Raw genomic sequence first — 23,238 nt, 5'->3', positions numbered from 1 at the left:
GTCTGAACATGCTGTTCTCCGCAACCCTGTCATACCGCGTACGTGAACTCGCATTCGAGCAGATGAACAATGCGGAATATGTGGAAGTAGAACCGGAACAGAAAACCGGGCACCGCATTAAAGAAGAGCTCTTCTATCCTTCTAATGAAGAGAAAATGCGCCTGCTGCAAACCCTGATCGAAGAAGAGTGGCCGGATCGCGCGATCATCTTTGCGAACACTAAACACCGCTGTGAAGATATCTGGGGCCACCTGGCGGCAGATGGTCACCGTGTGGGCCTGCTGACCGGCGACGTGGCGCAGAAAAAACGCCTGCGCATTCTCGACGAATTTACTCGTGGCGACCTTGATATTCTGGTCGCGACCGACGTGGCGGCCCGTGGCCTGCACATTCCAGCCGTGACGCACGTCTTTAACTATGACCTGCCAGATGACTGTGAAGACTATGTACACCGTATCGGTCGTACCGGTCGTGCCGGCGCAAGCGGTCACTCCATCAGCCTTGCATGTGAAGAGTATGCGCTGAACCTTCCGGCCATTGAGACCTATATCGGTCACTCTATTCCACAGAGTAAATACAATCCGGACGCGCTGATGAGCGAACTGCCGCCACCTAAGCGCCTTACCCGTCCACGTACCGGTAATGGCCCGCGTCGTTCCGGCGGTGCGCCGCGTAATCGTCGTCGTTCAGGTTAAAAAATGATGCTCAGTTCCACCTCGCTCTATGCGGCAATTGATCTCGGTTCGAATAGTTTTCATATGCTGGTTGTACGCGAGGTGGCGGGAAGCATACAGACGCTGACGCGCATCAAGCGCAAGGTCCGCCTGGCGGCGGGCCTGAGCAGCGATAATCACCTCTCTCCCGAAGCCATGGAACGTGGCTGGCAGTGTCTGCGCCTCTTTGCAGAGCGTCTGCAGGACATACCGCATGCCCAAATCCGCGTTGTCGCGACCGCGACGCTCCGTCTGGCGGTTAATGCCGTCGATTTTATTGCCAAAGCGCAGGAAATTCTCGGCTGCCCGGTGCAAGTCATCAGCGGTGAAGAAGAAGCGCGTCTGATATATCAGGGCGTGGCGCACACTACCGGGGGCGACGATCGCCGTCTGGTGGTGGATATTGGCGGAGCGAGTACTGAACTGGTGACCGGCACAGGTGCCCAGGCGACCTCGCTGTTCAGTCTGTCGATGGGCTGCGTAACCTGGCTTGAGCGCTACTTTACTGACCGCAATCTCGCGCAAGAAAACTTCGACGAGGCTGAAAATGCCGCGCGTGAAGTGCTGCGTCCGGTCATGGACGAACTGCGCTACCACGGCTGGAAAGTGTGTGTTGGGGCGTCAGGAACTGTACAGGCGTTGCAGGAAATCATGATGGCGCAGGGGATGGATGAGCGGATCACGCTTGCTAAACTCCAGCAGCTTAAACAGCGCGCCATTCAATGTGGTCGTCTGGAAGAGCTGGAAATTGAAGGGCTGACGCTCGAACGTGCGCTGGTCTTCCCCAGCGGGCTAGCCATTCTCATCGCCATTTTTACCGAGCTAAACATCCAGTGCATGACCCTGGCAGGCGGCGCACTGCGCGAAGGTCTGGTCTATGGGATGCTGCATCTTTCGGTGGATCAGGACATTCGAAGCCGTACGCTACGTAACGTCCAGCGCCGCTTTATTGTGGATACCGATCAGGCGCAGCGAGTGGGCCAACTGGCATCGCTCTTTGCGGATCAGGTTAAATCACGTTGGGATATCGAACCGTTAAGCCGCGATTTGCTGCTAAGTGCGTGTGCGTTGCATGAAATTGGGCTTAGCGTTGAGTACAAGCAAGCGCCGCTACACGCAGCCTGGCTGGTGCGTAATCTCGATTTGCCGGGCTACACTCCCGCGCAGAAAAAATTGCTCGCGACCCTGCTGCTGAATCAAACCAACGCCGTTGACCTCTCTTCACTTCATCAGCAAAACGCTGTACCGCCGCGCGTGGCCGAACATCTCTGCCGCTTACTTCGTCTGGCGATTCTGTTTGCCAGCCGGCGTCGCGACGATCTCCTCCCGGCCATTACGCTGGTGGCAGACGATGAAAAACTGACGCTGACGCTGCCGGAAAATTGGCTAGAAGATCATCCGCTTGGAGCAGAGTTGATCGAGCAGGAGTGCCAGTGGCAGAGCTATGTGCACTGGGCGCTTGATGTGAAGTGACCCTTTGAAGCGTGCCGGGGGGCGGCTTCGCCTTACCCGGCCTACAAAATTGTTATCCTTTCTCTTTGGCTTTCGCCAGCATGGCGCGTATGTTCGCCACGTTGGCTTGACCCTTGTGCATCCGCTCTTCAGCGGTAATAGCTTTACGCTCCTGCTCCCAGATAAGATCGTCCTGAGGCAACTCCAGCAGGAAACGGCTCGGCTCCGGGCGCACCAGCTCACCATACTGACGGCGCTCTTTGCACAGCGTAAACGTCAGCTCTTTCTGCGCACGGGTGATCCCCACGTAGGCCAGACGGCGCTCTTCGTCGACGTTATCTTCATCAATGCTGCTCTGGTGCGGCAGCAGGCCCTCTTCCATCCCCACCAGATAGACATAGGGGAACTCCAGCCCTTTCGAGGCATGCAACGTCATCAGTTGGACCTGATCGGCTTCTTCTTCACTCTCGCCGCGCTCCATCATATCGCGCAGCGTGAAGCGGGTGACCACCTGCGTCAGGGTCATCGGCTCGTCAATCTCAGATCCTTCAAGCATTTCGGTCATCCAGCTGAAGAGCTGATTAACGTTTTTCATGCGCATTTCTGCCGCTTTCGGGCTGGCGGAGGTTTCATACAACCAGGATTCGTAATCAATGCCGTGGATCAGGTCGCGTACTGCCGCCACGGGCTCGCGCTCTGCCAGACGCTGCACCTCACCCAGCCAGTGGGTAAATCGGGTTAAGGCGTCATAGCCGCGCCCGGTCAGGGTCTGGCTCAGCCCCATATCGAAGCTGGCGGTGAACAGACTTTTATTGCGGGTCATCGCCCATTCACCCAGCTTTTGCAGCGTCGCAGAGCCAATCTCGCGCTTCGGCGTATTTACAATGCGCAGGAAAGCGCTGTCGTCATCCGGGTTGGTCAGCACGCGCAGATAGGCCAGCAGATCCTTGATTTCCGGACGCGAAAAGAATGACGTACCGCCGGAGATTTTGTAGGGGATGCGGTTCTGCATCAGCATCTTTTCAAAGACGCGCGACTGGTGGTTTCCGCGATAGAGGATCGCGTAATCCTTGTATTCAGTTTTGTTGACGAAGTGATGGGCAATCAGCTCGCCGGTTACGCGCTCCGCTTCGTGCTCTTCGTTATTGGCGCTAAGGACTTTCAGCTCGGTCCCGTAACCCAGTTCAGAGAACAGGCGCTTCTCAAAGACGTGCGGGTTGTTGGCAATCAGGATGTTCGCCGCCTTCAGGATACGCCCGGAAGAACGGTAGTTCTGCTCCAGTTTAATCACCTGCAACGCCGGGAAGTCTTTGCTCAGCAGCACCAGGTTTTGCGGACGTGCGCCACGCCATGAGTAAATCGACTGATCGTCATCGCCTACAACGGTAAAACGCGCGCGCTGTCCTACCAGCAGCTTCACCAGCTCGTACTGGCTGGTGTTGGTATCCTGGTATTCATCCACCAGCAGGTAACGAATTTTGTTCTGCCAGCGCTCGCGCACCTCTTCATTCCGCTGAAGCAGTAGCGTCGGCAGCAGGATCAGATCGTCGAAATCCAGTACGTTGCAGGCTTTCATATGCGCGTCGTACAGGCCATAGCAGTGGGCAAAGATGCGGTCACGCTCGCCTTTGGCACTTGCCGCAGCCTGGGCCGGCGTCATCAGATCGTTTTTCCAGTTCGAGATCGTTGAGATCAGCTGTTGCAACAGCACTTTGTCATCTTCGATCAGCCCTTCCGTCAGCTCTTTGAGCAGCGCCACCTGGTCGGTGTCATCAAAGAGCGAAAAGTTGGACTTCATTCCCAGCGCCGCATATTCGCGCTTGATGATATCCAGACCCAGCGTGTGGAAGGTGGAGATCATCAGCCCGCGCGCCTCTTTACGGCCCAGCGTCTGGCCGACGCGCTCTTTCATCTCACGCGCCGCTTTGTTGGTAAAGGTGACCGCCGCGATATGGCGCGCCTGGTACCCACAACCCCGAATTAAGTGGGCGATTTTGTTGGTGATCACGCGTGTTTTACCGGATCCCGCTCCCGCCAGCACCAGGCAGGGTCCGGTGACGAATTCGACAGCTTGTTGTTGTCCGGGGTTTAAACGCATAAATGATCACTCAATGAAAGTCGGGAGAGGAGGAAAAACGCGTGGTAGTATACCGATCGTAAACTCGTTGACTCAAGGCACGATCATGGCAAAAACAGCAGCAGCACTGCATATCCTTGTTAAAGAAGAAAAACTGGCACAGGATCTGCTCGAACAGATTAAAAACGGCGCCGACTTCGGCAAACTGGCGAAGAAACACTCGATTTGCCCGTCAGGCAAACGCGGTGGTGACTTAGGCGAGTTCCGCCAGGGCCAGATGGTTCCGGCGTTTGATAAAGTGGTCTTCTCCTGCCCGGTGCTGGAGCCAACCGGCCCACTGCATACGCAGTTCGGCTATCACATTATCAAAGTGTTATACCGCAACTAATCAAAAGCCCGGTGCATTAACTCACCGGGCTTTTTTATTTGAGTGTTCCAGCGTTCAGATACCGTCGCCGTATTCGAAGGTGTGGTGAATACCGTTAAAGTGCTGATCCATATCCATCGACGGTTTATCGCTGTCTGGCTTACCGACGATGCGCGCCGGGACGCCAGCGGCGGTGGTGTGCGGCGGTACAGGCTGGAGCACAACCGATCCCGCGCCAATCTTTGCGCCGCGTCCGACTTCAATATTGCCAAGGATTTTAGCACCCGCGCCAATCATCACCCCTTCACGAATTTTCGGATGGCGATCGCCGCTGGTTTTACCGGTACCGCCCAGCGTAACGGATTGCAGAATCGACACGTCATCTTCGATCACCGCCGTTTCACCGACAACAATGCCGGTGGCGTGATCGAGCATGATCCCGCGGCCAATTTTCGCCGCCGGGTGAATATCGACCTGGAAGGTCACGGAAACCTGGTTTTGCAGGAAGATGGCCAGCGCGCGGCGTCCCTCATTCCATAACCAGTGGCCGATGCGGTACGCCTGTAAGGCGTGGAAGCCTTTGAGATACAGCAGCGGCGTGGAGTATTTATCCACCGCCGGGTCACGCGTGCGCACGGCCTGAATATCGCAGGCGGCAGAAGCAATCATTTCCGGATCGGCAGCGTAGGCCTCTTCCACCACCTCGCGAATAGCGATAGCAGGCATGATAGGGGAAGCCAGTTTATTGGCGAGCATGTAGCTCAGGGCGCTGCCGAGATTTTCGTGCTTGAGTAGCGTCGCGTGATAAAAACTGGCCAGCATGGGCTCACAGTCGGCCAACGCTCGGGCTTCGGCTTTAATATTATTCCAGACGATATCCAGTTCTTCACACGGCATTGCTTGCTCCAGACGATAGTTAATGACCAGCCAGTTCTGCGCTGGCTGGGTCATTCAGGTGACGATACTTCCCGGCTAATTGCTGCTGCGCTCGTCCTTGCGCGCACGACCTAATAAGGTCAATGCTGCCTCGCGCGCATTTTTTCCGCAATACAATACCTGATAAATTTCCTCGGTTATTGGCATTTCGACACCGAAACGATGCGCCAATTCGCGAACTTCTTTGGTATTGCGATAGCCTTCAACCACCTGACCAATCTTCTCCTGCGCGCTTTTTACATCGCTGCCCTGTCCGAGCATCATGCCAAAGCGGCGGTTACGCGACTGGTTGTCGGTGCAGGTCAGCACCAGGTCGCCCAGCCCAGCCATTCCCATAAAGGTGGCCGGATCGGCGCCCAGCGCTTCGCCCAGGCGTGACATTTCGGTCAGGCCACGGGTGATCAGCGCCGTACGCGCATTCGCGCCGAAACCGATGCCGTCAGACATCCCGGCCCCGATAGCAATAACGTTCTTCACCGCACCGCCCAGCTGTACGCCGATAAAATCAGGGTTGCTGTAGACGCGGAAGCTCTTGCCGCAGTGCAGCAGTTGCTGAAGATCGTCGGAAAATGCCTGGTCGGTGGACGCCAGCGAGATCGCCGTCGGCAGACCGGCAGCCAGCTCTTTGGCAAACGTCGGCCCGGAGATCACCGCCAGCGGGATCGCCGTTCCCAGCGCTTCGCGGGCAACGTCCTGCAACAGACGTCCGGTTTCCGCTTCCAGCCCCTTCGTCGCCCACACAATACGCGCATCCGCACGCATCAGCGGCTTAATCTGACGCAGGACTTCGCCAAACACATGGCTTGGCACCACAATCAAAATATTGCGGCTGGCCGCCAGCGCGGTCGCGAGGTCGCTTTCCAGATACAGTGAGTCAGGGAACGGAACGTCCGGGAGAAACGCCACGTTGCAGCGGTCGTGTTGCAACGTCGCGATATGTTTTGGATCGTGGCCCCACAGGACCACGTCGTGACCATTTCTTGCCAGTGTGATGGCAAGAGCGGTGCCGTAAGAGCCGGCACCGATCACAGTCATTGACGCATTAACAGTGCTCATCAGGCATCCTGATGTTGTTCGGCACCTTCGCCAGCCTGCTGCTGTAGATAGTTCATAAACAGCGCATCAAAGTTGACTGGCGCAAGGTTCAGTTGCGGGAATGTACCGCGAGAAACCAGGCTGGTGATGCATTCACGCGCATACGGGAACAGAATGTTCGGGCAGTATGCACCCAGGCAATGCGCCATCTGGTTGCCTTCGATGCCGCCGATGGAGAAGATACCGCCCTGCTGGACTTCGCACAGGAATGCAGTTTCTTCGCCCAGGGAGGCGGTCACGGTGACACGCAGTACGACTTCATACACGTCATCCGCCAGCTGGGTGGATGCGGTATCCAGATCAAGTTTAACCTCTGGCTGCCAGTCTTTCTGGAAAACGTGCGGCGCATTTGGCGCTTCGAAAGAGACATCCTTGGTGTAGATGCGCTGGATCTGGAAAGTCATCTCGGTGTTGTTTTGTTCTGACATGGAAAAACCCTTTTTAATTGTCCTAAAGTCTCTAGCTCAGCAGCGGATCGAGTCCACCGCGGGCGTCGAGCGCATACAAGTCATCACAGCCGCCAATGTGCTGCGCATCAATAAAAATCTGTGGAACCGTTGTGCGACCACTGCGTTGGATCATCTCTTCGCGTTTAATCGCGTCACCATCAATCGGCAGTTCCTTAAACGTTACGCCTTTGCTGGACAGCAGCGCTTTCGCTCGGTGGCAGAACGGGCACGTTGCTTTGGTGTAGATCTCAATATTGGCCATCACTTAACTCCTTATTTACCGCGCACTAAAGGAAGATTCTCCCCGCTCCAGCCGGAGATGCCTTCTTTCAGCACCGTTACGTTTTCAAAGCCTGCTTTATGCAGTGCGTTGGCAGATTCCTGCGCCTGCATGCCAGTGCCGTCAACAACAATAATCGGCTGGGCTTTATGCTTCTCCAGCTCACCAATGTTGTTCGCTTTAATTTCCGCTGGCAGCAGGTTGATAGCACCTGCAATATGGCCCTTGCGGAAATCGTCGCGCTGACGCAGATCGACAACCACGGCGTCCTCTTTGTTGATCAGACGTGTCGCTTCACCGCGGGTGATCACCTTAATTTTAGACGTCAGTCCCTTAAATGTGGTGAACAGTACAGCGACCAGCAGGCCAATCCACGCGATGCTCAGAACCGGGTGGCGGCTAACGAATTGCATAATTTCTTGCATGGGGGGTAACAACTCCCGACTAAGTGATTAAAAAAACCAGGACAGGAGTATACCTGTGCGCTGTGGCAAATACAGCCAGCGACATAAAGCTAATCTATTTTCTGCGGCATGCCACGTAAAAAAAGCCTCAAAATGGCCTGAGAACAGCCTTGCCCCCGCGCTTTCTTTGATCTTCTGCGGCTATTTTATCGATTCAGCTGTAGTAAAATTACGCAAATTTTTTGTCTCTTGAGCATGAGGTTGTCGCAATGTCGGTTTCTAAAAAACCTATGGTACTGGTGATTCTGGATGGCTATGGCTACCGTGAAGATCAACAGGATAACGCCATTTTCAACGCCAAAACCCCGGTTATGGATGCGCTATGGGCAAAACGTCCCCACACCCTGATTGATGCGTCTGGTCTGGAAGTCGGCCTGCCGGATCGTCAGATGGGCAACTCTGAAGTGGGTCACGTTAACCTGGGCGCAGGCCGTATCGTTTATCAGGACCTGACGCGCCTGGACGTTGAAATCAAAGAACGTACATTCTTTGCCAACCCAACGCTCACCGGAGCAGTTGATAAAGCCGTTGCCGCAGGCAAGGCCGTTCATATTATGGGCCTGCTCTCTGCGGGCGGCGTTCACAGCCACGAAGATCACATCATGGCGATGGTAGAGCTGGCTGCTGAGCGCGGTGCGGAAAAAATCTATCTGCACGCCTTCCTGGATGGTCGCGATACGCCGCCACGCAGCGCAAAAGGCTCTCTGCAAGCCTTTGAAGATAAATTTGCCGCACTGGGCAAAGGCCGCGTGGCATCCATCGTTGGCCGTTACTATGCCATGGACCGCGACAACCGCTGGGACCGCGTTGAGCAAGCCTATGATCTGCTGACCCTGGCAAAAGGCGAGTTCCAGTTCCCGACCGCCGTTGAAGGCCTGGAAGCGGCTTACGCGCGTGATGAAAACGACGAATTTGTGAAGGCAACCGTGATCCGCGCTGAAGGCCAGGCCGATGCCGCTATGGAAGATGGCGATGCGCTGATCTTCATGAACTTCCGTGCTGACCGCGCGCGCGAAATCACCCGCGCCTTCGTCAACAGCGATTTCGACGGTTTCGCCCGTAAGAAAGTGGCGAAGATCGATTTCATCCAGTTGACCGAGTATGCAGCGGATATCAAAGCCCCATGCGCGTATCCACCCGCTTCCCTGGAAAATACCTTCGGCGAGTGGATGGCGAAAAACGATAAAACGCAGCTGCGCATCTCCGAAACTGAGAAGTATGCGCACGTGACCTTCTTCTTTAACGGCGGCGTAGAAGAGCCGTTTAAAGGCGAAGACCGCATCCTGATTAACTCGCCGAAAGTCGCCACTTACGATCTCCAGCCAGAAATGAGCTCTGCGGAGCTGACCGAAAAACTGGTGACCGCGATCGAAAGCGGTAAATACGACACCATCATCTGTAACTATCCGAATGGCGACATGGTGGGCCACACCGGCGTGATGGAAGCTGCCGTTAAAGCGGTTGAAGCGCTGGACCACTGCGTTGAGCAGGTCGCGAAAGCGGTTGAATCCGTGGGCGGCCAGCTGCTGATCACCGCTGACCACGGTAACGCAGAACAGATGCGTGACCCGGCAACCGGTCAGGCGCATACTGCCCATACCAACCTGCCTGTTCCACTGATTTATGTAGGTGATAAGTCAGTGAAAGCAGTGGAAGGCGGCAAGCTTTCCGACATCGCGCCAACCATGTTGTCGCTGATGGGTATGGAAATCCCTGAAGAGATGACTGGCAAGCCGCTGTTCATCGTGGAATAATCGCTCCCCATGAGGGGAAAGGCGATTTTTTCAATCACATGGGTCGTGAAGCCGTTTCGGTTATCAGTCAGACCTCTGCTTTGCGCCAGCGCACTCAGCGCTGGCGTATTGCTGTGCGCCGCATCTGCCCACGCGGATGACCGCGACCAGCTCAAATCCATTCAGGCCGATATCGCCGCCAAAGAGCGTGTGGTACGCCAGCAGCAGCAGCAGCGCTCTGCCCTGCTTGCCCAGCTTAAAAAGCAGGAAGAGGCTATTTCCGCCGCCGCGCGTAAGCTGCGTGAAACACAAAACACCCTTGCCCAGCTTAATAAGCAAATCGATGAAATGAACGCATCGATTGCGAAACTGGAGCGTCAGCGCGATGCCCAGGAGCGGGACCTTGCTGCACAGCTTGATGCCGCTTTCCGCCAGGGTGAGCACACAGGCCTTCAGTTGATCCTCAGCGGTGAAGAGAGCCAGCGCGGTCAGCGTTTACAGGCCTATTTCGGCTATCTCAACCAGGCTCGTCAGGAGACCATTGCGCAGCTGAAACAGACGCGCGAAGAAGTCACCACGCAAAAAGCCGAGCTGGAAGAGAAGCAGAGCCAGCAGCAAACGCTGCTCTACGATCAGCAGGCGCAGCAGGAGAAGCTTGAGCAGGCGCGCAATGAGCGTAAGAAGACGCTCGCCGGGCTGGAGTCCTCTATCCAGGCAGGACAAAGCCAACTGAGCGAAATGCGCGCCAACGAATCCAGACTGCGTAACAGCATTGCCCGGGCAGAAGCCGCGGCCAAAGCGCGCGCCGAAAAAGAAGCGCGCGAAGCGCAGGCGGTGCGTAATAAGCAGCAGGAAGCCTCCCGGAAAGGCACCACCTACAAACCGACTGAAAATGAACGTTCCCTGATGTCGCGTACCGGCGGCCTCGGCTCCCCGCGTGGTCAGGCTTACTGGCCCGTTCGCGGTACGATCCTGCATCGCTATGGCGAACAGTTGCAGGGTGAGCTACGTTGGAAGGGGATCGTTATCGGTGCGTCTGAAGGTAGCGAAGTTAAAGCCATCGCCGATGGCCGCGTGATCCTGGCCGACTGGCTACAGGGTTACGGGCTCGTGGTGGTGGTCGAGCACGGTAAAGGCGACATGAGTCTTTACGGCTACAACCAGAGCGCGCTGGTCAGCGTTGGCACTCAGGTGCGCGCGGGTCAACCCATTGCCCTTGTGGGCAGCAGTGGCGGTCAGGGCCGCCCGTCACTCTATTTCGAAATTCGTCGTCAGGGTCAGGCGGTCAATCCACAGCCGTGGTTGGGAAGATAAGTTTTGCTTCAATTTCGTCGAATTGTTTTTTCCGTCGTCAGCGCACTGGCGCTGGCTGCACCGGTTTATGCAGGCAAACTCGCCATTGTGATTGATGACTTCGGTTATCGACCACACTATGAAAATCAGGTGCTGGCGATGCCGTCAGCCATCTCTGTCGCCGTCCTGCCTAATGCGCCTCACGCGCATGAAATGGCGACCAAAGCGCACAATGGCGGCCATCAGGTCCTCATCCATCTGCCGATGGCCCCTCTCAGCAAGCAGCCGCTGGAAAAAGATACCCTGCGTCCGGACATGAGCAGCGACGAGATCGATCGCATCATCCGCGATGCGTACAATAAAGTGCCGTATGCCGTGGGTCTGAATAACCATATGGGCAGCGCGATGACCTCCAGCCTGTACGGTATGCTGAAAGTGATGCAGGCGCTGGAGCGTTACAATCTCTACTTCCTCGACAGCATGACCATCGGCAATAGCCAGGCGATGCGTGCCGCTCAGGGGACGGGTGTAAAAGTCATCAAGCGCAAAGTCTTCCTGGACGACTCCCAGAACGAAGCGGATATCCGCGTGCAGTTCAACCGCGCGGTACAGCTGGCGCGCCGTAACGGTTCGGCGATTGCCATTGGGCATCCGCATCCGTCTACCGTTCGCGTTTTGCAGCAAATGTTGCCGGGCTTACCCGCCGATATCACGCTGGTGCGTCCGAGCGATCTGCTCAATGAACCTCAGGTGGATACTTCCCGTCCGGGTAGCGCGCAACCACCCGCAACGCAGCCGCGTAATCCATTCCGCGGCGTGAAGAACTGCACGCTGAAACAGCCGCCTGAACCGGTCTATGCAACCCGCTTCTTCACGGTGATTGGCGAAAGCATCAGCAGCAGTACGCTGGTTAAATACGTCCAGCAACAGTGGCAGGGTTGGGGGAAAAAAGCCTGATCGGCTAACGCCTATTCTGCCAGATAAGAGTCCGACTGCTCTTTTGCAACGGACTCTTTCTTTTCCCGATCCTGATACCAGGCCTTGAAATACTTCAAAAAACTGTACGCCGTGGCATAAAACCCTGTCACCACACCCACTTTGCCCTGACGCCACGCACCGCTAAACAGATACCATTTGAAAAATGCGCCGATAGCGCTGATCGCGCCGCGACCAAGAGAGGGACGTATCGTCTGATATTGAACCAGGCGAGTGGTATATCCGTTTAATTTATTGAAAAGTTCATGCAGTGAATAAAACGTATCATGTCTGACATAGCCAGGAATACGTTCAGAACGGAGAAAACCTTCAACCTGATCGTCTACTGGCCGGTTATTAAATCGTGACTGCGTACGGTTAAAAAGACGCACCGGATAATCCGGAGATGAGACTGGATAAATCGTTCGGACATTTTCTCCCAGAACAAACCAGTGACGACATATCCGCCACGCCATATCCGGTTCGGGTTCATCGCCCATTTTTAATTTTAAAATAGCACCAACGGTTTCTTGATCGAGTATTTCGTCACTGTCCATGCACAGCACCCAGTCGTTGTGCGCATGGGATATGGCATGGTTCATCTGCTCGCCGTGCCAGCTATATTTTTTGAATATGGGCGACAATCCATAACTCTGGCAAATATATATCGTTGCGTCTGTACTTCCGGAATCAACTACAACGAATTCATCTGCTATTTTTAAAAAAGGAGGAATAACATCGTGCAACGTTCTTTCGGAGTTAAACGTTAATAAGCAAACCGTTATTTTAAACATATTCTCACTCTCTCAAAAACAACATAAAATTTTTGTGCTAATACTATCGAATTGAGAAGAGGCGATTAAAGTCTTAAATCGCACTTTTAAAATAAGCGCGTTTAAAACCTTTCCTTATAAAAAGACAAAGAAATACAAAAAATCTATTTTATTTCAGTAAATTCTTTATAATGCGGTCAGATGAAGGGTAGCATACGGATTCAGACATGCCGCAAAAACGTAAAATCCTCCTCCTGGACACAGGCAAAGAATGGGGGGGAGGTACCAACAGTATGCTTGAGCTTCTGAAGCGAATCAACCGCGACAAATTCGACATTACCTGTTGTTTTTACAGTGATTATAGTCGTGCTGAAGGTCAAACGATAGGCCAGGTGCTCAACAGCATTGGGATCCCATTACTCGTTATCCCTCAACGTAAGCAACCGGCATGGGCAAAACTCCTGAAAGAAGCGGGACGTGGTCTGCTGTTTTTCTCGCGTTCGGCGCGCAAAGCATTTACGCGGCATATTGATACCCTGTGGCGTATCCGGCCCAACGTCAGCAAGATCGAGACCATTTTCAGGGAAGGTGGATTCGATACGCTGTATATGAACAACCAGCCAGGCTCTAATGAAGAAGGGTATCTGGCGGGCGCAAACCTGCGTGCACGGATAATCCAGCACTGCCGGATTGAACCAGTGCTGACCCCGCCGCTGGTGAAGCTGGTGAATGCCCATGCCACAAAAATCATTGCCGTCTCGCACGGCGTTGAACGCGTGCTACTTCAGCATGGCGTCCGGCCAGAGCTGTGTACCACGGTCAACAATGCCATCGACATCCATCAGCCTTTGCCGGACCGATGCGCGATGCGCCAGCGACTGAATATTGAAGACGATACGTTTGTATTCGGCAGCATTGGCTCGTTAATCCCTCGTAAGGCCAACCACCACACGCTGGAGGCGCTGGCACAGTTCAGCCAGAGACACCCGCAGGCAAAATGGAAAATGGTGCTGGTCGGTGAAGGGGCTGAACGCGGCGCGCTGGCTGCACAAGCTGATGCATCAGGTATTGCTGAGCACGTCATTTTTACCGGTTTCCAGAACACACCTTTTGACTATCTCGCCACTTTTGACGCGTTCATTCTGGCCTCGCAGAGCGAAGGCTTGCCCCGCGTCGTGCTGGAAGCAATGCTGCTCAACATCCCCGTGATTGGTTCAAAAGTGACCGGCACGGCAGAATTGATCGACCATGAGTCGACCGGGCTGCTGTTCCCCTGGAGCGACGTGTCGCAACTTGCTCAACATCTGGATAATATCTGGCAGGATCCTGCTCTGCGCGCCCGGCTCGCCGCAGCCGCGCACCAGAATGTCTGCAACATGTATGCCATTGAAAGCTATGTTAACGGTGTCGAGACCGTTCTTGGCGCGCAATAACCAAACGAGAAGAACATGTTTAAATTCCTGAATGCTCGCTACCGCCACATTACCGGGCGTCATAACATTCCTTACGCTTCCCTTCCGGTCACGCGCGATCTCGTTGCGGTTGATTCCATTGTGATCCCGTGTACGGGCGCGGATTTCGTCGAAGAGGCGTTATTGTCAGCGACCTTTGCAGAGCGTTATGCCTCTGACGTCAGCGAGATTGTTATCGTCAGCGATCAGCCTGAATCCGCTTTCGGCGAACTGCCGCCAAAAACTCGCGTTGTTACCCTCACGCTTCCAAAACGTGAAGAAGGTTACCGCTATAAGCAGATCTACCTCAGTCGTCTGGTGAAGCTTAACGCTCCGTTGCAGGCGCGCGGTGAAGGTGTGCTGATGATCGACTCCGATCTCAACCTGCTTAAAATGCCAGAGATCAACATGGCGGATATGCACATCTACTCCAGCTTCCGTCAGGGCAAAATGATTGCCAAGCTGGACGGCGCGCCAGCGGAGAAAGTGCCGGCGTATTACAAAGAAACGGTGCGCCCGTATCTGGTCGATCATGTTAACGGCGCGTTTCTTGCCGCCACCAAAAAGACCTGGCGCCGTATCTGCCCGCTGTGGCTGACGCTGTTCCAGGATACCTGGGAGCTGATGGACGATACGCAGCCGCCGACCGATCAGCTGCCGCTCGCTGCGCTGCTGGACATGCTGGATGTCAAAACGGTTAACCTGGGCGACTGGATGAACTGGCCGGTCTCCAAGAAGATCGGCGAACAGGAAGCCGTTGTGCCGAAAGAGGTGATTGGCGCGCACGGCGGTTTCCCGCTTTCCGAATGGCAGAAGTATCTGGAATCACCGGATAATAAGCTGCTGTTCAAAGGTCAGGATTACACCCGCAAGGTGCGTTACCTGACGGACGAAGAGAAAAAGAATCAGTAAAAAAGGGGCCTCAGGCCCCTTTTTGATTACTTATCCCAGCTCAGGATCACTTTCCCTGACTGGCCGGAACGCATTGCGTCGAAGCCCTGCTGGAACTCATCGATGGAGAAACGGTGAGTGATAATCGGGGACAGATCCAGACCGGACTGGATCAGCGCAGCCATCTTGTACCAGGTTTCGAACATCTCGCGGCCATAAATGCCCTTAATGAACAGCCCTTTGAAGATGACTTTGTTCCAGTCGATGGACATATCTGACGGCGGAATACCCAGCATCGCGATTCGGCCTCCGTGGTTCATGGTGTCGAGCATGGTGCGGAACGCCGGTGGCGCACCGGACATCTCCAGACCCACGTCAAAACCTTCGGTCATGCCCAGCTCTTCCATCACGTCTGTCAGGCTCTCTTTCGAGACATCCACCGCGCGGGTGACGCCCATTTTGCGCGCCAGCGACAGGCGGTATTCGTTCACGTCGGTGATCACCACGTTGCGCGCACCCACATGCTTCGCCACGGCTGCCGCCATAATGCCGATTGGGCCCGCGCCGGAGACCAGCACGTCTTCACCCACCAGGTCGAAGGAGAGCGCCGTGTGTACCGCGTTGCCGAACGGGTCGAAGATGGAGGCCAGGTCGTCAGAGATATTGTCCGGGATTTTGAACGCGTTAAACGCCGGGATCACCAGGTATTCCGCGAAGCAGCCCGGACGGTTCACGCCCACGCCGACGGTGTTGCGGCACAGGTGCGTACGCCCACCGCGACAGTTGCGGCAGTGACCGCAGGTAATGTGGCCTTCACCGGAGACGCGGTCGCCAATGTTGAAGCCTTTCACTTCCTGGCCAATGCCGACCACTTCGCCGACATATTCGTGGCCGACAACCATTGGCACGGGAATGGTTTTTTGCGACCACTGGTCCCAGTTGTAGATGTGAACGTCAGTACCGCAGATGGCGGTTTTACGAATTTTGATCAGCAGATCGTTATGACCGACTTCCGGCTCCGGCACGTCGGTCATCCAAATCCCTTCTTCCGCTTTCAGTTTGGATAACGCTTTCATCACACGTCCTCAGGCAATTACGCCCAGCTGTTTGCCGATGCGGGTAAAGGCTTCCACCGCACGTTCAATTTGTTCAGGCGAGTGCGCCGCAGACATCTGGGTGCGGATACGCGCCTGACCTTTTGGTACCACCGGGAAGAAGAACCCGGTCACGTAAATCCCTTCTTTCTGAAGCTCACGAGCAAATTTCTGCGCGACAACCGCGTCACTCAGCATCACCGGAATGATCGCATGGTCAGCGCCGGCCAGGGTGAATCCTGCGGCGCTCATTTTTTCACGGAACAGGCGGGCGTTAGCCCACAGGCGGTCGCGCAACTCAGCCCCGGATTCCACCATCTCCAGCACTTTAATAGAGGCGGCCACAATCGCCGGCGCCAGGGAGTTGGAGAACAGGTACGGGCGGGAGCGCTGACGCAGCCACTCAACCACCTCTTTGCGCGCAGCAGTGTAGCCGCCAGACGCGCCACCAAGCGCTTTGCCCAGCGTACCGGTGATGATATCTACGCGGCCCATTACGTCGCAGTATTCGTGGGAGCCGCGGCCATTTTCGCCGACAAAGCCAACCGCGTGAGAGTCATCCACCATCACCAGCGCGTCGTATTTATCCGCCAGATCGCACACGCCTTTCAGGTTGGCGATCACGCCGTCCATGGAGAACACGCCGTCGGTGGCGATCAGCACGTGGCGGGCACCGGCTTCACGGGCCTCTTTCAGGCGGGCTTCCAGCTCAACCATGTCGTTGTTGGCGTAGCGGAAACGCTTCGCTTTGCACAGGCGTACACCGTCGATGATGGAGGCGTGGTTCAGGGCGTCGGAGATAATCGCGTCTTCTGCACCGAGCAGGGTCTCAAACAGACCGCCGTTGGCGTCGAAGCAGGAGGAGTACAGAATCGCGTCTTCCATTCCGAGGAAGTTCGCCAGCTTTTGCTCAAGCTGCTTGTGGCTGTCCTGGGTACCGCAGATAAAGCGAACGGAGGCCATGCCGAAGCCGTGGGTATCCATGCCGTTTTTCGCCGCGGCAATCAGCTCAGGGTGATTCGCAAGACCTAAATAGTTGTTCGCGCAAAAGTTGATCACATGGCTGCCGTCGGCAACGGTGATGTCCGCCTGCTGGGCAGACGTGATAATACGCTCTTCTTTGAACAACCCTTCCGCACGTGCGGTGTCGAGGTCGCTGTTTAACTGTTTGTAAAAATCACCACGCATTGCAATTCTCCAGACTCGGCAAATTTTGGCACATATTACCCAAACCAATAGTTCATGACGAGATGACGCCGTATCTCTTCTCGTTTTTGCAGCATAAATCACGTGTACCCCTGCTGCATATCGGTGAATGGCTGAAGACCGGGCATTGTGATGATATGATAAAGAGATTAGCGTTCGGGATGTTCCCCGGACTCCACACTTCAAAGGTTACAGTTATGATCATCGTTACCGGCGGCGCGGGCTTTATCGGCAGCAATATTGTTAAGGCCCTCAATGACAAAGGCATCACCGACATCCTGGTGGTGGACAACCTGAAAGACGGCACCAAGTTCGTAAACCTGGTGGATCTGAACATCGCTGACTACATGGATAAAGAAGACTTTCTTATCCAGATTATGGCGGGTGAAGAGTTCGGCGAGATCGAAGCCATCTTCCACGAAGGGGCCTGTTCCTCCACCACCGAGTGGGACGGCAAGTACATGATGGACAACAACTATCAGTACTCCAAAGAGATCCTGCACTACTGCCTGGAGCGTGAAATTCCGTTCCTGTACGCCTCTTCCGCGGCAACCTACGGTGGACGCACTTCAGACTTCATCGAATCCCGCGAGTATGAGCAGCCGCTGAACGTTTACGGTTACTCCAAATTCCTGTTTGATGAGTACGTGCGTCAGATCCTCCCAGAAGCAAACTCTCAGATTGTCGGCTTCCGCTACTTCAACGTCTACGGACCGCGCGAAGGCCACAAAGGCAGCATGGCGAGCGTGGCGTTCCACCTGAACACCCAGTTAAATAACGGCGAAAGTCCGAAACTGTTCGAAGGCAGCGACGGCTTTAAGCGTGACTTCGTCTACGTAGGTGACGTGGCGGCAGTGAACCTGTGGTTCCTGGAAAACGGCGTGTCCGGCATTTTCAACCTGGGCACAGGCCGCGCGGAATCCTTCCAGGCGGTGGCAGACGCGACGCTGGCTTACCATAAGAAAGGCAGCATCGAGTACATTCCGTTCCCGGATAAGCTGAAAGGCCGCTACCAGGCATTCACCCAGGCGGACCTGACTAACCTGCGCGCCGCAGGCTACGACAAGCCTTTCAAGACCGTTGCCGAAGGCGTAACGGAATACATGGCCTGGCTGAACCGTGACCGCGATATAAATTCACAAAATCATTCGAGCGGTATCAAGGCGGCAACTAAGTGAATCTCCGGGAGCTTACAAAAGTAAGTGACTGGAGTGAACGCAGGCAGCCAACGCAGAGACAGCTTGAAGGATGAAGTGAATGAAAATACTGGTGATCGGCCCGTCCTGGGTGGGCGACATGATGATGTCGCAAAGTCTCTATCGCACGCTCAAGGCGCGTTATCCCCAGGCGATAATCGACGTGATGGCACCCGCATGGTGCCGTCCGCTGTTATCGCGTATGCCGGAAGTGAACGAGGCGATCCCGATGCCGCTCGGCCACGGGGCGCTGGAAATCGGTGAACGCCGCAAACTCGGCCACAGCCTGCGCGAGAAACGCTATGACCGCGCATATGTCCTGCCAAACTCCTTCAAATCCGCTCTTGTGCCCTTCTTTGCGGGCATCCCGCACCGTACCGGGTGGCGCGGTGAAATGCGCTACGGCCTGCTGAACGATGCCCGTGTGCTGGATAAAGAGGCCTGGCCGCTGATGGTAGAACGCTACGTGGCGCTGGCCTACGACAAAGGCGTGATGCGCAGCGCGAAAGATCTGCCGCAGCCGCTACTGTGGCCGCAGCTCCAGGTAAGCGACGGGGAGAAATCCCACACCTGCAACGCGTTTGGCATTTCGTCCGAACGCCCGATGATTGGCTTCTGCCCCGGCGCGGAGTTTGGTCCGGCAAAACGCTGGCCGCACTATCACTACGCAGAGCTGGCGAAACAGCTGATCGACGAAGGCTATCAAATTGTGCTGTTTGGCTCAGCGAAAGATCACGAGGCGGGCAATGAAATTCTCGCCACGCTCAGCACCGAGCAACAGGCCTGGTGCCGAAACCTGGCCGGGGAAACGCAGCTCGAGCAGGCGGTTATTTTGATTGCCGCCTGTAAAGCCGTTGTCAGCAACGACTCTGGCCTGATGCACGTCGCCGCCGCGCTGGATCGTCCGCTGGTGGCGCTGTATGGCCCGAGCAGCCCGGACTTCACGCCGCCGCTGTCGCACAAAGCGCGCGTAATTCGCCTGATCACCGGCTACCACAAGGTACGTAAAGGTGATGCCGCAGAAGGCTACCATCAGAGCCTGATCGACATTACGCCGCAGCGCGTTCTCGAAGAGCTCAACGAACTTCTGTTGAGCGAAGAAGGATAACGAATGCGGGTATTGATCGTTAAAACCTCTTCGATGGGCGATGTGCTGCATACGCTGCCGTCACTGACGGACGCGATGCGGGCCATTCCCGGCATTCGTTTTGACTGGGTGGTGGAAGAAGGCTTCGCGCAGATCCCCACCTGGCACGAAGCGGTTGACCGCGTGATCCCGGTGGCCATTCGCCGCTGGCGCAAAGCATGGTTCTCCGCACCGATTAAAGCCGAACGTAAAGCCTTCCGCGAAGCGGTGCAGGCCCGGCGTTACGACGCGATCGTTGACGCTCAGGGCCTGGTGAAAAGCGCCGCGCTGGTCACGCGTCTGGCGCACGGCGTAAAGCACGGCATGGACTGGCAAACCGCCCGCGAACCGCTGGCGAGCCTGTTCTATAATCGTCGCCACCATATTGCGAAGCAGCAGCACGCCGTGGAACGTACCCGCGAGCTGTTCGCGAAAAGCCTGGGCTATGCAAAACCTGAAGCCCAGGGTGACTACGCTATTGCACAGCATTTTTTGCGCGAGACGGAGGAGCATGCCGAACCGTATCTGGTGTTCCTGCATGCCACAACGCGCGACGATAAGCACTGGCCGGAAACGCACTGGAGAAGGCTGATTGAACTAATGCAACCTTGCGGTATCCATATTAAACTCCCGTGGGGTGCAGAACATGAGCGGCAGCGTGCGGAGCGTCTGGCAGCAGGCTTTTCCCACGTTGAGGTGTTACCCAAACTCACGCTGGCGCAAGTTGCCGCACAGCTGGCGGGCGCTAACGCCGTCGTTTCTGTGGATACAGGGTTAAGCCATTTAACCGCCGCACTGGATCGTCCTAATATCACGATTTTCGGCCCGACCGATCCGGGGTTGATCGGGGGTTACGGTAAAAACCAGCATCAGATGGTCAGCCCTACGCAACAAACGAAGGATATTAGCGCAGATGCTATTTTTTCATTTTTACAGGGCAGCCATCGGCTTTCCAACAGGGATATTTAACCCATGAGTTATGTATTTCTGCTGATTTTACTCTTTCCGGTGAAACTCCTCCGGAAGCTGTTTCGAAAAGACACGGGCAAAAACCTTGTCATTCAGACAGCCAAAATCGGTGACTTTATTAATGCGACACCTCTACTGGCATATCTGCAAAAAAGCGATGTGTTGGTCAGTCGCAGCGTTGGTGCGCTGGCGAAGCATGATGAGACTATCGAGCAGATCTATTTTATTGAGCAGCATAAGCGCAACCTGTGGCGTAAACTGTGCTTCGCGTGCAGGATCATGAACCGCTACGACAACGTCTACCTGCTACAACCCAACAGCGTGAACCTCTTTTTTGCCGCCGTCTGCAATGCTAAAAACAAACAATTTTTAACCATTTACACGCGCAGGTGGTATCACGGGATTTTCTATCTTGCGGCTGACGGTACCGTTGAGCATGGCAAAAAAACGCTTTCGGTGTCGAACTACCTGAAACTGGCCGACCGCGCACTCACATGGCAAGACTCTCCCAAGCACGCCACAAAGCCGCTCTTTAAACCGACGACCTGGCCGGCCACTCTTGATAAACCTGACGTTATCCGCATCGGCATCAGTATTGCGGCGGGCAATAAAGCCAAAACCGTTCCTCCGGTTATCTGGAAGCGGATTGTTGATCAACTCGCTGATTTACCCTGCGAGTTTTATGTCTTCGGCGCGCCAAACGAACAGTCGTGGATGGACGATATCACCCGCCTTTACGGTGAAATCCCTAATTTTATCAATCTTATTGGCAAAATTTCGCTGGAAGAGCTTCCCTGGGCCATTTCTAAGATGGACTGTTATATCGCGTCTGACTCGGGGAATGTGTATATCGCAGACGCCGTTGGCGTTCCGGTAGTCCTGCTGTTTGGTCCGTGTTGTCATTATGAACAACGTCCGCTTGGCAATGTGTTGCTGATCGGGAATGACGACAACATTTGTTCTTATGTGTTTGAAACGCGCTATTACTTCCCGCAAGAACGGGAAGCACTATTCTCTGTCACTGACTCCGCGTTACACGATCTTCAGCAGTTTATCCGTACATTACCCAAAGCCCGCTCACTGGCTAGCGCTACCGACGCTCAAGGAAACTAATTTTTATGGCTTTTTTAAGCGTCATTATTGCTGCTCATAACGCTGAAGCTACGCTGCATGCCACGCTTTCAAGCCTGCTGGCAGCCACCGTTCAAGACACTGAAATTATTATTTTTAATGACAGTTCTGAGGATACCACGCAGGCAATAATTGAAGAGTGGTCACCTAAATTTCCTCAGATCATAACGCGCACCGTGAACTTTCGTAACGTCGGCCGGGTACGAAACAGTGCTGTCGCACTGGCATCCGGTGAATATATTACGATGCTCGACAGTGACGATTGCTTAAAGCCGGGCAGCCTCAGGGACGCAATTACCTTTCTGAAAGCGCAACGTCCGGATATGTTACTGACACGTTTGCTTGAGATTCGCGATCCCCGGAAAATGACTTCAGACTGGCAGGGATTCAATCCTGTGCCATTGTCACAACATGAAGCAGTCGCTCGTTTCTTACGCCATAAAGACTTTCAGGCGCATCTCATTGGCCAGTTTATTCATCGTAGCCTGTACGAAAGCAACCCTATTCCTCCAATGTTATGTTATGAGGATTTCGCTGTCTTCCCCGGAATGTTGATGCAGTCGAGCAAAATAGTCTATCAACGCCAGGGGCATTATTATTACGTCAAGCGTCGCGACAGTTTGTCGAGCAGTCTGGACGCCAGCAAAATTTCAACGCTTGTCGAATGCACGTTACAGATGGAAAGAACATTTCCTTCAAGCTACAGGCATCTTGTCAATTGCCACTGGTTTGATATTTACAGCAACCATCGGTCCTGTCTTACAGACCAACAATTGCAACTCGTGAAACAACGCGTAAAGGCCATGTACACATTGTCTTTTTTCCTGTCCACCGATGTTCGTTTTAGCTACAAAAAAAGGGTTATTGAGGCGTTATGGAAAAAATAAAACCACGGCTATATCAACTGACGATTGCTTTGAGCCTCATCTCTTTGATGCTGGCATTAGTCAGTTCAGGGAAGCAAAGAGAGTTTTTCTATATTGCTATTTACGTCAGTATTATTGGCCTGGCTTTCGAATATAAAAAAATCACTCTTCGACCTTTTACTATAGCGCTGCCCATTTTGCTGATTGGGTTACTTAACCTCGGCTGGTACTTAATCTATGAGTATCATAACGAGGGACTCAATCTTTACAGCGACTATCTAGGCGCCAGCAAAAAGTTAATTTTAGCGAGTATCCTGATTTTCTATATTGACCGCTTTAAGTTTTACATTGATAAAGACAACTTCAGGAAATTTTTCTTCTACGCAGCGGCCTTAGGGTTTGTGCTCGCCACAGGATATGGCTTGTGGCAGGCCTCGCAAGGTATGACTCGCGTTGAGATGGCAATTAACCGTGCCACCGTTTCAGCCTATGTTTATTCTGTCCTGTCACTGGCTTTCGTATACAGTCTTTACCTTCAGCAGAACGTAAAGCTGTATGTTGTCGCGGGTTTCACTATATTAATCTCTTACTTCGTCATACTGTTGACGGGTACCCGTGCTGCGATGGGTTTATATCTGCTTCTGGCGATAGTGCTCACGCTATATCATTTCAGAAAAATTCATCTCAAATCCACTCTCATC

At 54.4% G+C, this 23,238-nt stretch carries 22 protein-coding genes and 1 pseudogene; 14 read left to right on the top strand and 9 right to left on the bottom strand.

Going from position 1 to position 23,238, the window contains the following annotated elements:
* Both HP459_RS08875 and gppA read left to right on the top strand, forming a co-directional pair.
* Positions 1 to 695: helicase-related protein (locus tag HP459_RS08875; protein WP_301540988.1), on the top strand; the 695-nt coding region annotated here is incomplete at its 5' end.
* A gap of 6 nt (positions 696 to 701) precedes the next feature.
* Entirely contained in the window at positions 702 to 2,186 is a 1,485-nt protein-coding gene (gene gppA, locus HP459_RS08870; protein WP_063200598.1) for a guanosine-5'-triphosphate,3'-diphosphate diphosphatase, read from the top strand.
* 52 nt (positions 2,187 to 2,238) lie between these two features.
* On the opposite strand, the gene rep is transcribed toward gppA, so the two are convergent.
* A complete protein-coding gene (rep, locus tag HP459_RS08865; RefSeq protein ID WP_022646642.1) occupies positions 2,239 to 4,263 on the bottom strand; it encodes a DNA helicase Rep in 2,025 nt (674 codons plus the stop codon).
* An 85-nt stretch (positions 4,264 to 4,348) separates the two neighbouring features.
* Here rep and ppiC point away from each other — a divergent pair, with 85 nt between their 5' ends.
* Positions 4,349 to 4,630 carry a peptidylprolyl isomerase PpiC gene (ppiC, locus tag HP459_RS08860; protein WP_006812396.1) on the top strand — a complete coding sequence of 94 codons (282 nt, stop codon included), beginning with the start codon at positions 4,349 to 4,351 and terminating at the stop codon, positions 4,628 to 4,630.
* Positions 4,631 to 4,684: 54 nt separating this feature from the next.
* Here the strand turns inward: ppiC and cysE are convergent, their stop codons facing one another.
* The 5 genes from cysE to HP459_RS08835 form a co-directional block, all read right to left on the bottom strand.
* Positions 4,685 to 5,506 carry a serine O-acetyltransferase gene (cysE, locus tag HP459_RS08855; protein WP_022646641.1) on the bottom strand — a complete coding sequence of 274 codons (822 nt, stop codon included), beginning with the start codon at positions 5,504 to 5,506 and terminating at the stop codon, positions 4,685 to 4,687.
* Positions 5,507 to 5,581: 75 nt separating this feature from the next.
* Positions 5,582 to 6,601: an NAD(P)H-dependent glycerol-3-phosphate dehydrogenase gene (gpsA, locus tag HP459_RS08850; RefSeq protein ID WP_006812398.1), complete on the bottom strand. Its 1,020-nt coding sequence runs from the start codon at positions 6,599 to 6,601 to the stop codon at positions 5,582 to 5,584.
* Positions 6,601 to 7,068, bottom strand: a complete 468-nt coding sequence (gene secB, locus HP459_RS08845; RefSeq protein ID WP_003860835.1) for a protein-export chaperone SecB — start codon at positions 7,066 to 7,068, stop codon at positions 6,601 to 6,603. Before secB ends, gpsA begins: the two co-directional genes overlap by 1 nt.
* 31 nt (positions 7,069 to 7,099) lie before the next feature.
* Positions 7,100 to 7,351, bottom strand: coding sequence for a glutaredoxin 3 (grxC, locus tag HP459_RS08840; protein WP_003860837.1), 252 nt, complete (start codon positions 7,349 to 7,351; stop codon positions 7,100 to 7,102).
* Positions 7,352 to 7,362: 11 nt separating this feature from the next.
* A complete protein-coding gene (locus HP459_RS08835; protein ID WP_003860840.1) occupies positions 7,363 to 7,794 on the bottom strand; it encodes a rhodanese-like domain-containing protein in 432 nt (143 codons plus the stop codon).
* 248 nt (positions 7,795 to 8,042) lie between these two features.
* Here HP459_RS08835 and gpmM point away from each other — a divergent pair, with 248 nt between their 5' ends.
* The 3 genes from gpmM to HP459_RS08820 are packed head-to-tail and all read left to right on the top strand — an operon-like array spanning position 8,043 to position 11,816.
* The gene (gene gpmM / locus HP459_RS08830) at positions 8,043 to 9,587 is read left to right on the top strand and encodes a 2,3-bisphosphoglycerate-independent phosphoglycerate mutase (protein ID WP_171936123.1); all 1,545 of its coding nucleotides are present in this window, start codon (positions 8,043 to 8,045) and stop codon (positions 9,585 to 9,587) included.
* Between the two features lie 33 nt (positions 9,588 to 9,620).
* Complete coding sequence (gene envC / locus HP459_RS08825) at positions 9,621 to 10,880, top strand: murein hydrolase activator EnvC (protein WP_367671003.1); 1,260 nt, start codon at positions 9,621 to 9,623, stop codon at positions 10,878 to 10,880.
* Positions 10,881 to 10,883: 3 nt separating this feature from the next.
* Positions 10,884 to 11,816: a divergent polysaccharide deacetylase family protein gene (locus HP459_RS08820; RefSeq protein ID WP_032622054.1), complete on the top strand. Its 933-nt coding sequence runs from the start codon at positions 10,884 to 10,886 to the stop codon at positions 11,814 to 11,816.
* Between the two features lie 11 nt (positions 11,817 to 11,827).
* On the opposite strand, the gene HP459_RS08815 is transcribed toward HP459_RS08820, so the two are convergent.
* Positions 11,828 to 12,628 carry a glycosyltransferase family 2 protein gene (locus tag HP459_RS08815; protein WP_171936121.1) on the bottom strand — a complete coding sequence of 267 codons (801 nt, stop codon included), beginning with the start codon at positions 12,626 to 12,628 and terminating at the stop codon, positions 11,828 to 11,830.
* Positions 12,629 to 12,834: 206 nt separating this feature from the next.
* Here HP459_RS08815 and HP459_RS08810 point away from each other — a divergent pair, with 206 nt between their 5' ends.
* Positions 12,835 to 14,040, top strand: a complete 1,206-nt coding sequence (locus tag HP459_RS08810; RefSeq protein WP_163346893.1) for a glycosyltransferase — start codon at positions 12,835 to 12,837, stop codon at positions 14,038 to 14,040.
* Between the two features lie 15 nt (positions 14,041 to 14,055).
* Positions 14,056 to 14,970, top strand: coding sequence for a hypothetical protein (locus HP459_RS08805; RefSeq protein ID WP_171936120.1), 915 nt, complete (start codon positions 14,056 to 14,058; stop codon positions 14,968 to 14,970).
* 26 nt (positions 14,971 to 14,996) lie between these two features.
* Here the strand turns inward: HP459_RS08805 and tdh are convergent, their stop codons facing one another.
* On the bottom strand, positions 14,997 to 16,025 hold the full coding sequence (tdh, locus tag HP459_RS08800; protein ID WP_017383610.1) for an L-threonine 3-dehydrogenase: 1,029 nt from the start codon (positions 16,023 to 16,025) through the stop codon (positions 14,997 to 14,999).
* Between the two features lie 9 nt (positions 16,026 to 16,034).
* Positions 16,035 to 17,231, bottom strand: coding sequence for a glycine C-acetyltransferase (gene kbl, locus HP459_RS08795; protein ID WP_171936119.1), 1,197 nt, complete (start codon positions 17,229 to 17,231; stop codon positions 16,035 to 16,037).
* 215 nt (positions 17,232 to 17,446) lie between these two features.
* On the opposite strand from kbl, the gene rfaD reads away from it, so the two are divergent.
* From rfaD to HP459_RS08765, 6 genes and pseudogenes are all read left to right on the top strand, one after another.
* Positions 17,447 to 18,427 carry an ADP-glyceromanno-heptose 6-epimerase gene (rfaD, locus tag HP459_RS08790; protein ID WP_022646634.1) on the top strand — a complete coding sequence of 327 codons (981 nt, stop codon included), beginning with the start codon at positions 17,447 to 17,449 and terminating at the stop codon, positions 18,425 to 18,427.
* Between the two features lie 79 nt (positions 18,428 to 18,506).
* Positions 18,507 to 19,553, top strand: a complete 1,047-nt coding sequence (gene rfaF / locus HP459_RS08785; protein ID WP_023305214.1) for an ADP-heptose--LPS heptosyltransferase RfaF — start codon at positions 18,507 to 18,509, stop codon at positions 19,551 to 19,553.
* A 3-nt stretch (positions 19,554 to 19,556) separates the two neighbouring features.
* Positions 19,557 to 20,540 (top strand): lipopolysaccharide heptosyltransferase RfaC, encoded by a 984-nt coding sequence (gene rfaC, locus HP459_RS08780; RefSeq protein ID WP_022646632.1) that lies wholly within the window; start codon positions 19,557 to 19,559, stop codon positions 20,538 to 20,540.
* Positions 20,541 to 20,543: 3 nt separating this feature from the next.
* A complete protein-coding gene (locus tag HP459_RS08775) occupies positions 20,544 to 21,653 on the top strand; it encodes a glycosyltransferase family 9 protein (RefSeq protein ID WP_171936118.1) in 1,110 nt (369 codons plus the stop codon).
* 5 nt (positions 21,654 to 21,658) lie between these two features.
* Positions 21,659 to 22,558 carry a glycosyltransferase family 2 protein gene (locus HP459_RS08770; protein WP_023305212.1) on the top strand — a complete coding sequence of 300 codons (900 nt, stop codon included), beginning with the start codon at positions 21,659 to 21,661 and terminating at the stop codon, positions 22,556 to 22,558.
* Positions 22,546 to 23,238 (top strand): annotated as a pseudogene (locus HP459_RS08765) (O-antigen ligase family protein); the annotation flags it as partial. The gene HP459_RS08770 and the pseudogene HP459_RS08765, both read left to right, overlap by 13 nt.

It is taken from the genome of Enterobacter sp. CM29 (genome assembly GCF_013179605.1).
Taxonomy (GTDB): Bacteria; Pseudomonadota; Gammaproteobacteria; order Enterobacterales; family Enterobacteriaceae; genus Enterobacter; species Enterobacter intestinihominis.
Note: the sequence above shows the minus strand (reverse complement) of the source record. Positions and strands in the feature narration are given on the sequence as shown.

Excerpts from the sequence above, each read along its gene's own strand:
- gppA (WP_063200598.1), top strand. The coding sequence starts at position 702 with ATGCTCAGTTCCACCTCGCTCTATGCGGCAATTGATCTCGGTTCGAAT.
- rep (WP_022646642.1), bottom strand. The coding sequence starts at position 4,263 with ATGCGTTTAAACCCCGGACAACAACAAGCTGTCGAATTCGTCACCGGA.
- ppiC (WP_006812396.1), top strand. The coding sequence starts at position 4,349 with ATGGCAAAAACAGCAGCAGCACTGCATATCCTTGTTAAAGAAGAAAAA.
- cysE (WP_022646641.1), bottom strand. The coding sequence starts at position 5,506 with ATGCCGTGTGAAGAACTGGATATCGTCTGGAATAATATTAAAGCCGAA.
- gpsA (WP_006812398.1), bottom strand. The coding sequence starts at position 6,601 with ATGAGCACTGTTAATGCGTCAATGACTGTGATCGGTGCCGGCTCTTAC.
- secB (WP_003860835.1), bottom strand. The coding sequence starts at position 7,068 with ATGTCAGAACAAAACAACACCGAGATGACTTTCCAGATCCAGCGCATC.
- grxC (WP_003860837.1), bottom strand. The coding sequence starts at position 7,351 with ATGGCCAATATTGAGATCTACACCAAAGCAACGTGCCCGTTCTGCCAC.
- HP459_RS08835 (WP_003860840.1), bottom strand. The coding sequence starts at position 7,794 with ATGCAAGAAATTATGCAATTCGTTAGCCGCCACCCGGTTCTGAGCATC.
- gpmM (WP_171936123.1), top strand. The coding sequence starts at position 8,043 with ATGTCGGTTTCTAAAAAACCTATGGTACTGGTGATTCTGGATGGCTAT.
- HP459_RS08815 (WP_171936121.1), bottom strand. The coding sequence starts at position 12,628 with ATGTTTAAAATAACGGTTTGCTTATTAACGTTTAACTCCGAAAGAACG.
- HP459_RS08810 (WP_163346893.1), top strand. The coding sequence starts at position 12,835 with ATGCCGCAAAAACGTAAAATCCTCCTCCTGGACACAGGCAAAGAATGG.
- HP459_RS08805 (WP_171936120.1), top strand. The coding sequence starts at position 14,056 with ATGTTTAAATTCCTGAATGCTCGCTACCGCCACATTACCGGGCGTCAT.
- tdh (WP_017383610.1), bottom strand. The coding sequence starts at position 16,025 with ATGAAAGCGTTATCCAAACTGAAAGCGGAAGAAGGGATTTGGATGACC.
- kbl (WP_171936119.1), bottom strand. The coding sequence starts at position 17,231 with ATGCGTGGTGATTTTTACAAACAGTTAAACAGCGACCTCGACACCGCA.
- rfaD (WP_022646634.1), top strand. The coding sequence starts at position 17,447 with ATGATCATCGTTACCGGCGGCGCGGGCTTTATCGGCAGCAATATTGTT.
- rfaF (WP_023305214.1), top strand. The coding sequence starts at position 18,507 with ATGAAAATACTGGTGATCGGCCCGTCCTGGGTGGGCGACATGATGATG.
- rfaC (WP_022646632.1), top strand. The coding sequence starts at position 19,557 with ATGCGGGTATTGATCGTTAAAACCTCTTCGATGGGCGATGTGCTGCAT.
- HP459_RS08775 (WP_171936118.1), top strand. The coding sequence starts at position 20,544 with ATGAGTTATGTATTTCTGCTGATTTTACTCTTTCCGGTGAAACTCCTC.
- HP459_RS08770 (WP_023305212.1), top strand. The coding sequence starts at position 21,659 with ATGGCTTTTTTAAGCGTCATTATTGCTGCTCATAACGCTGAAGCTACG.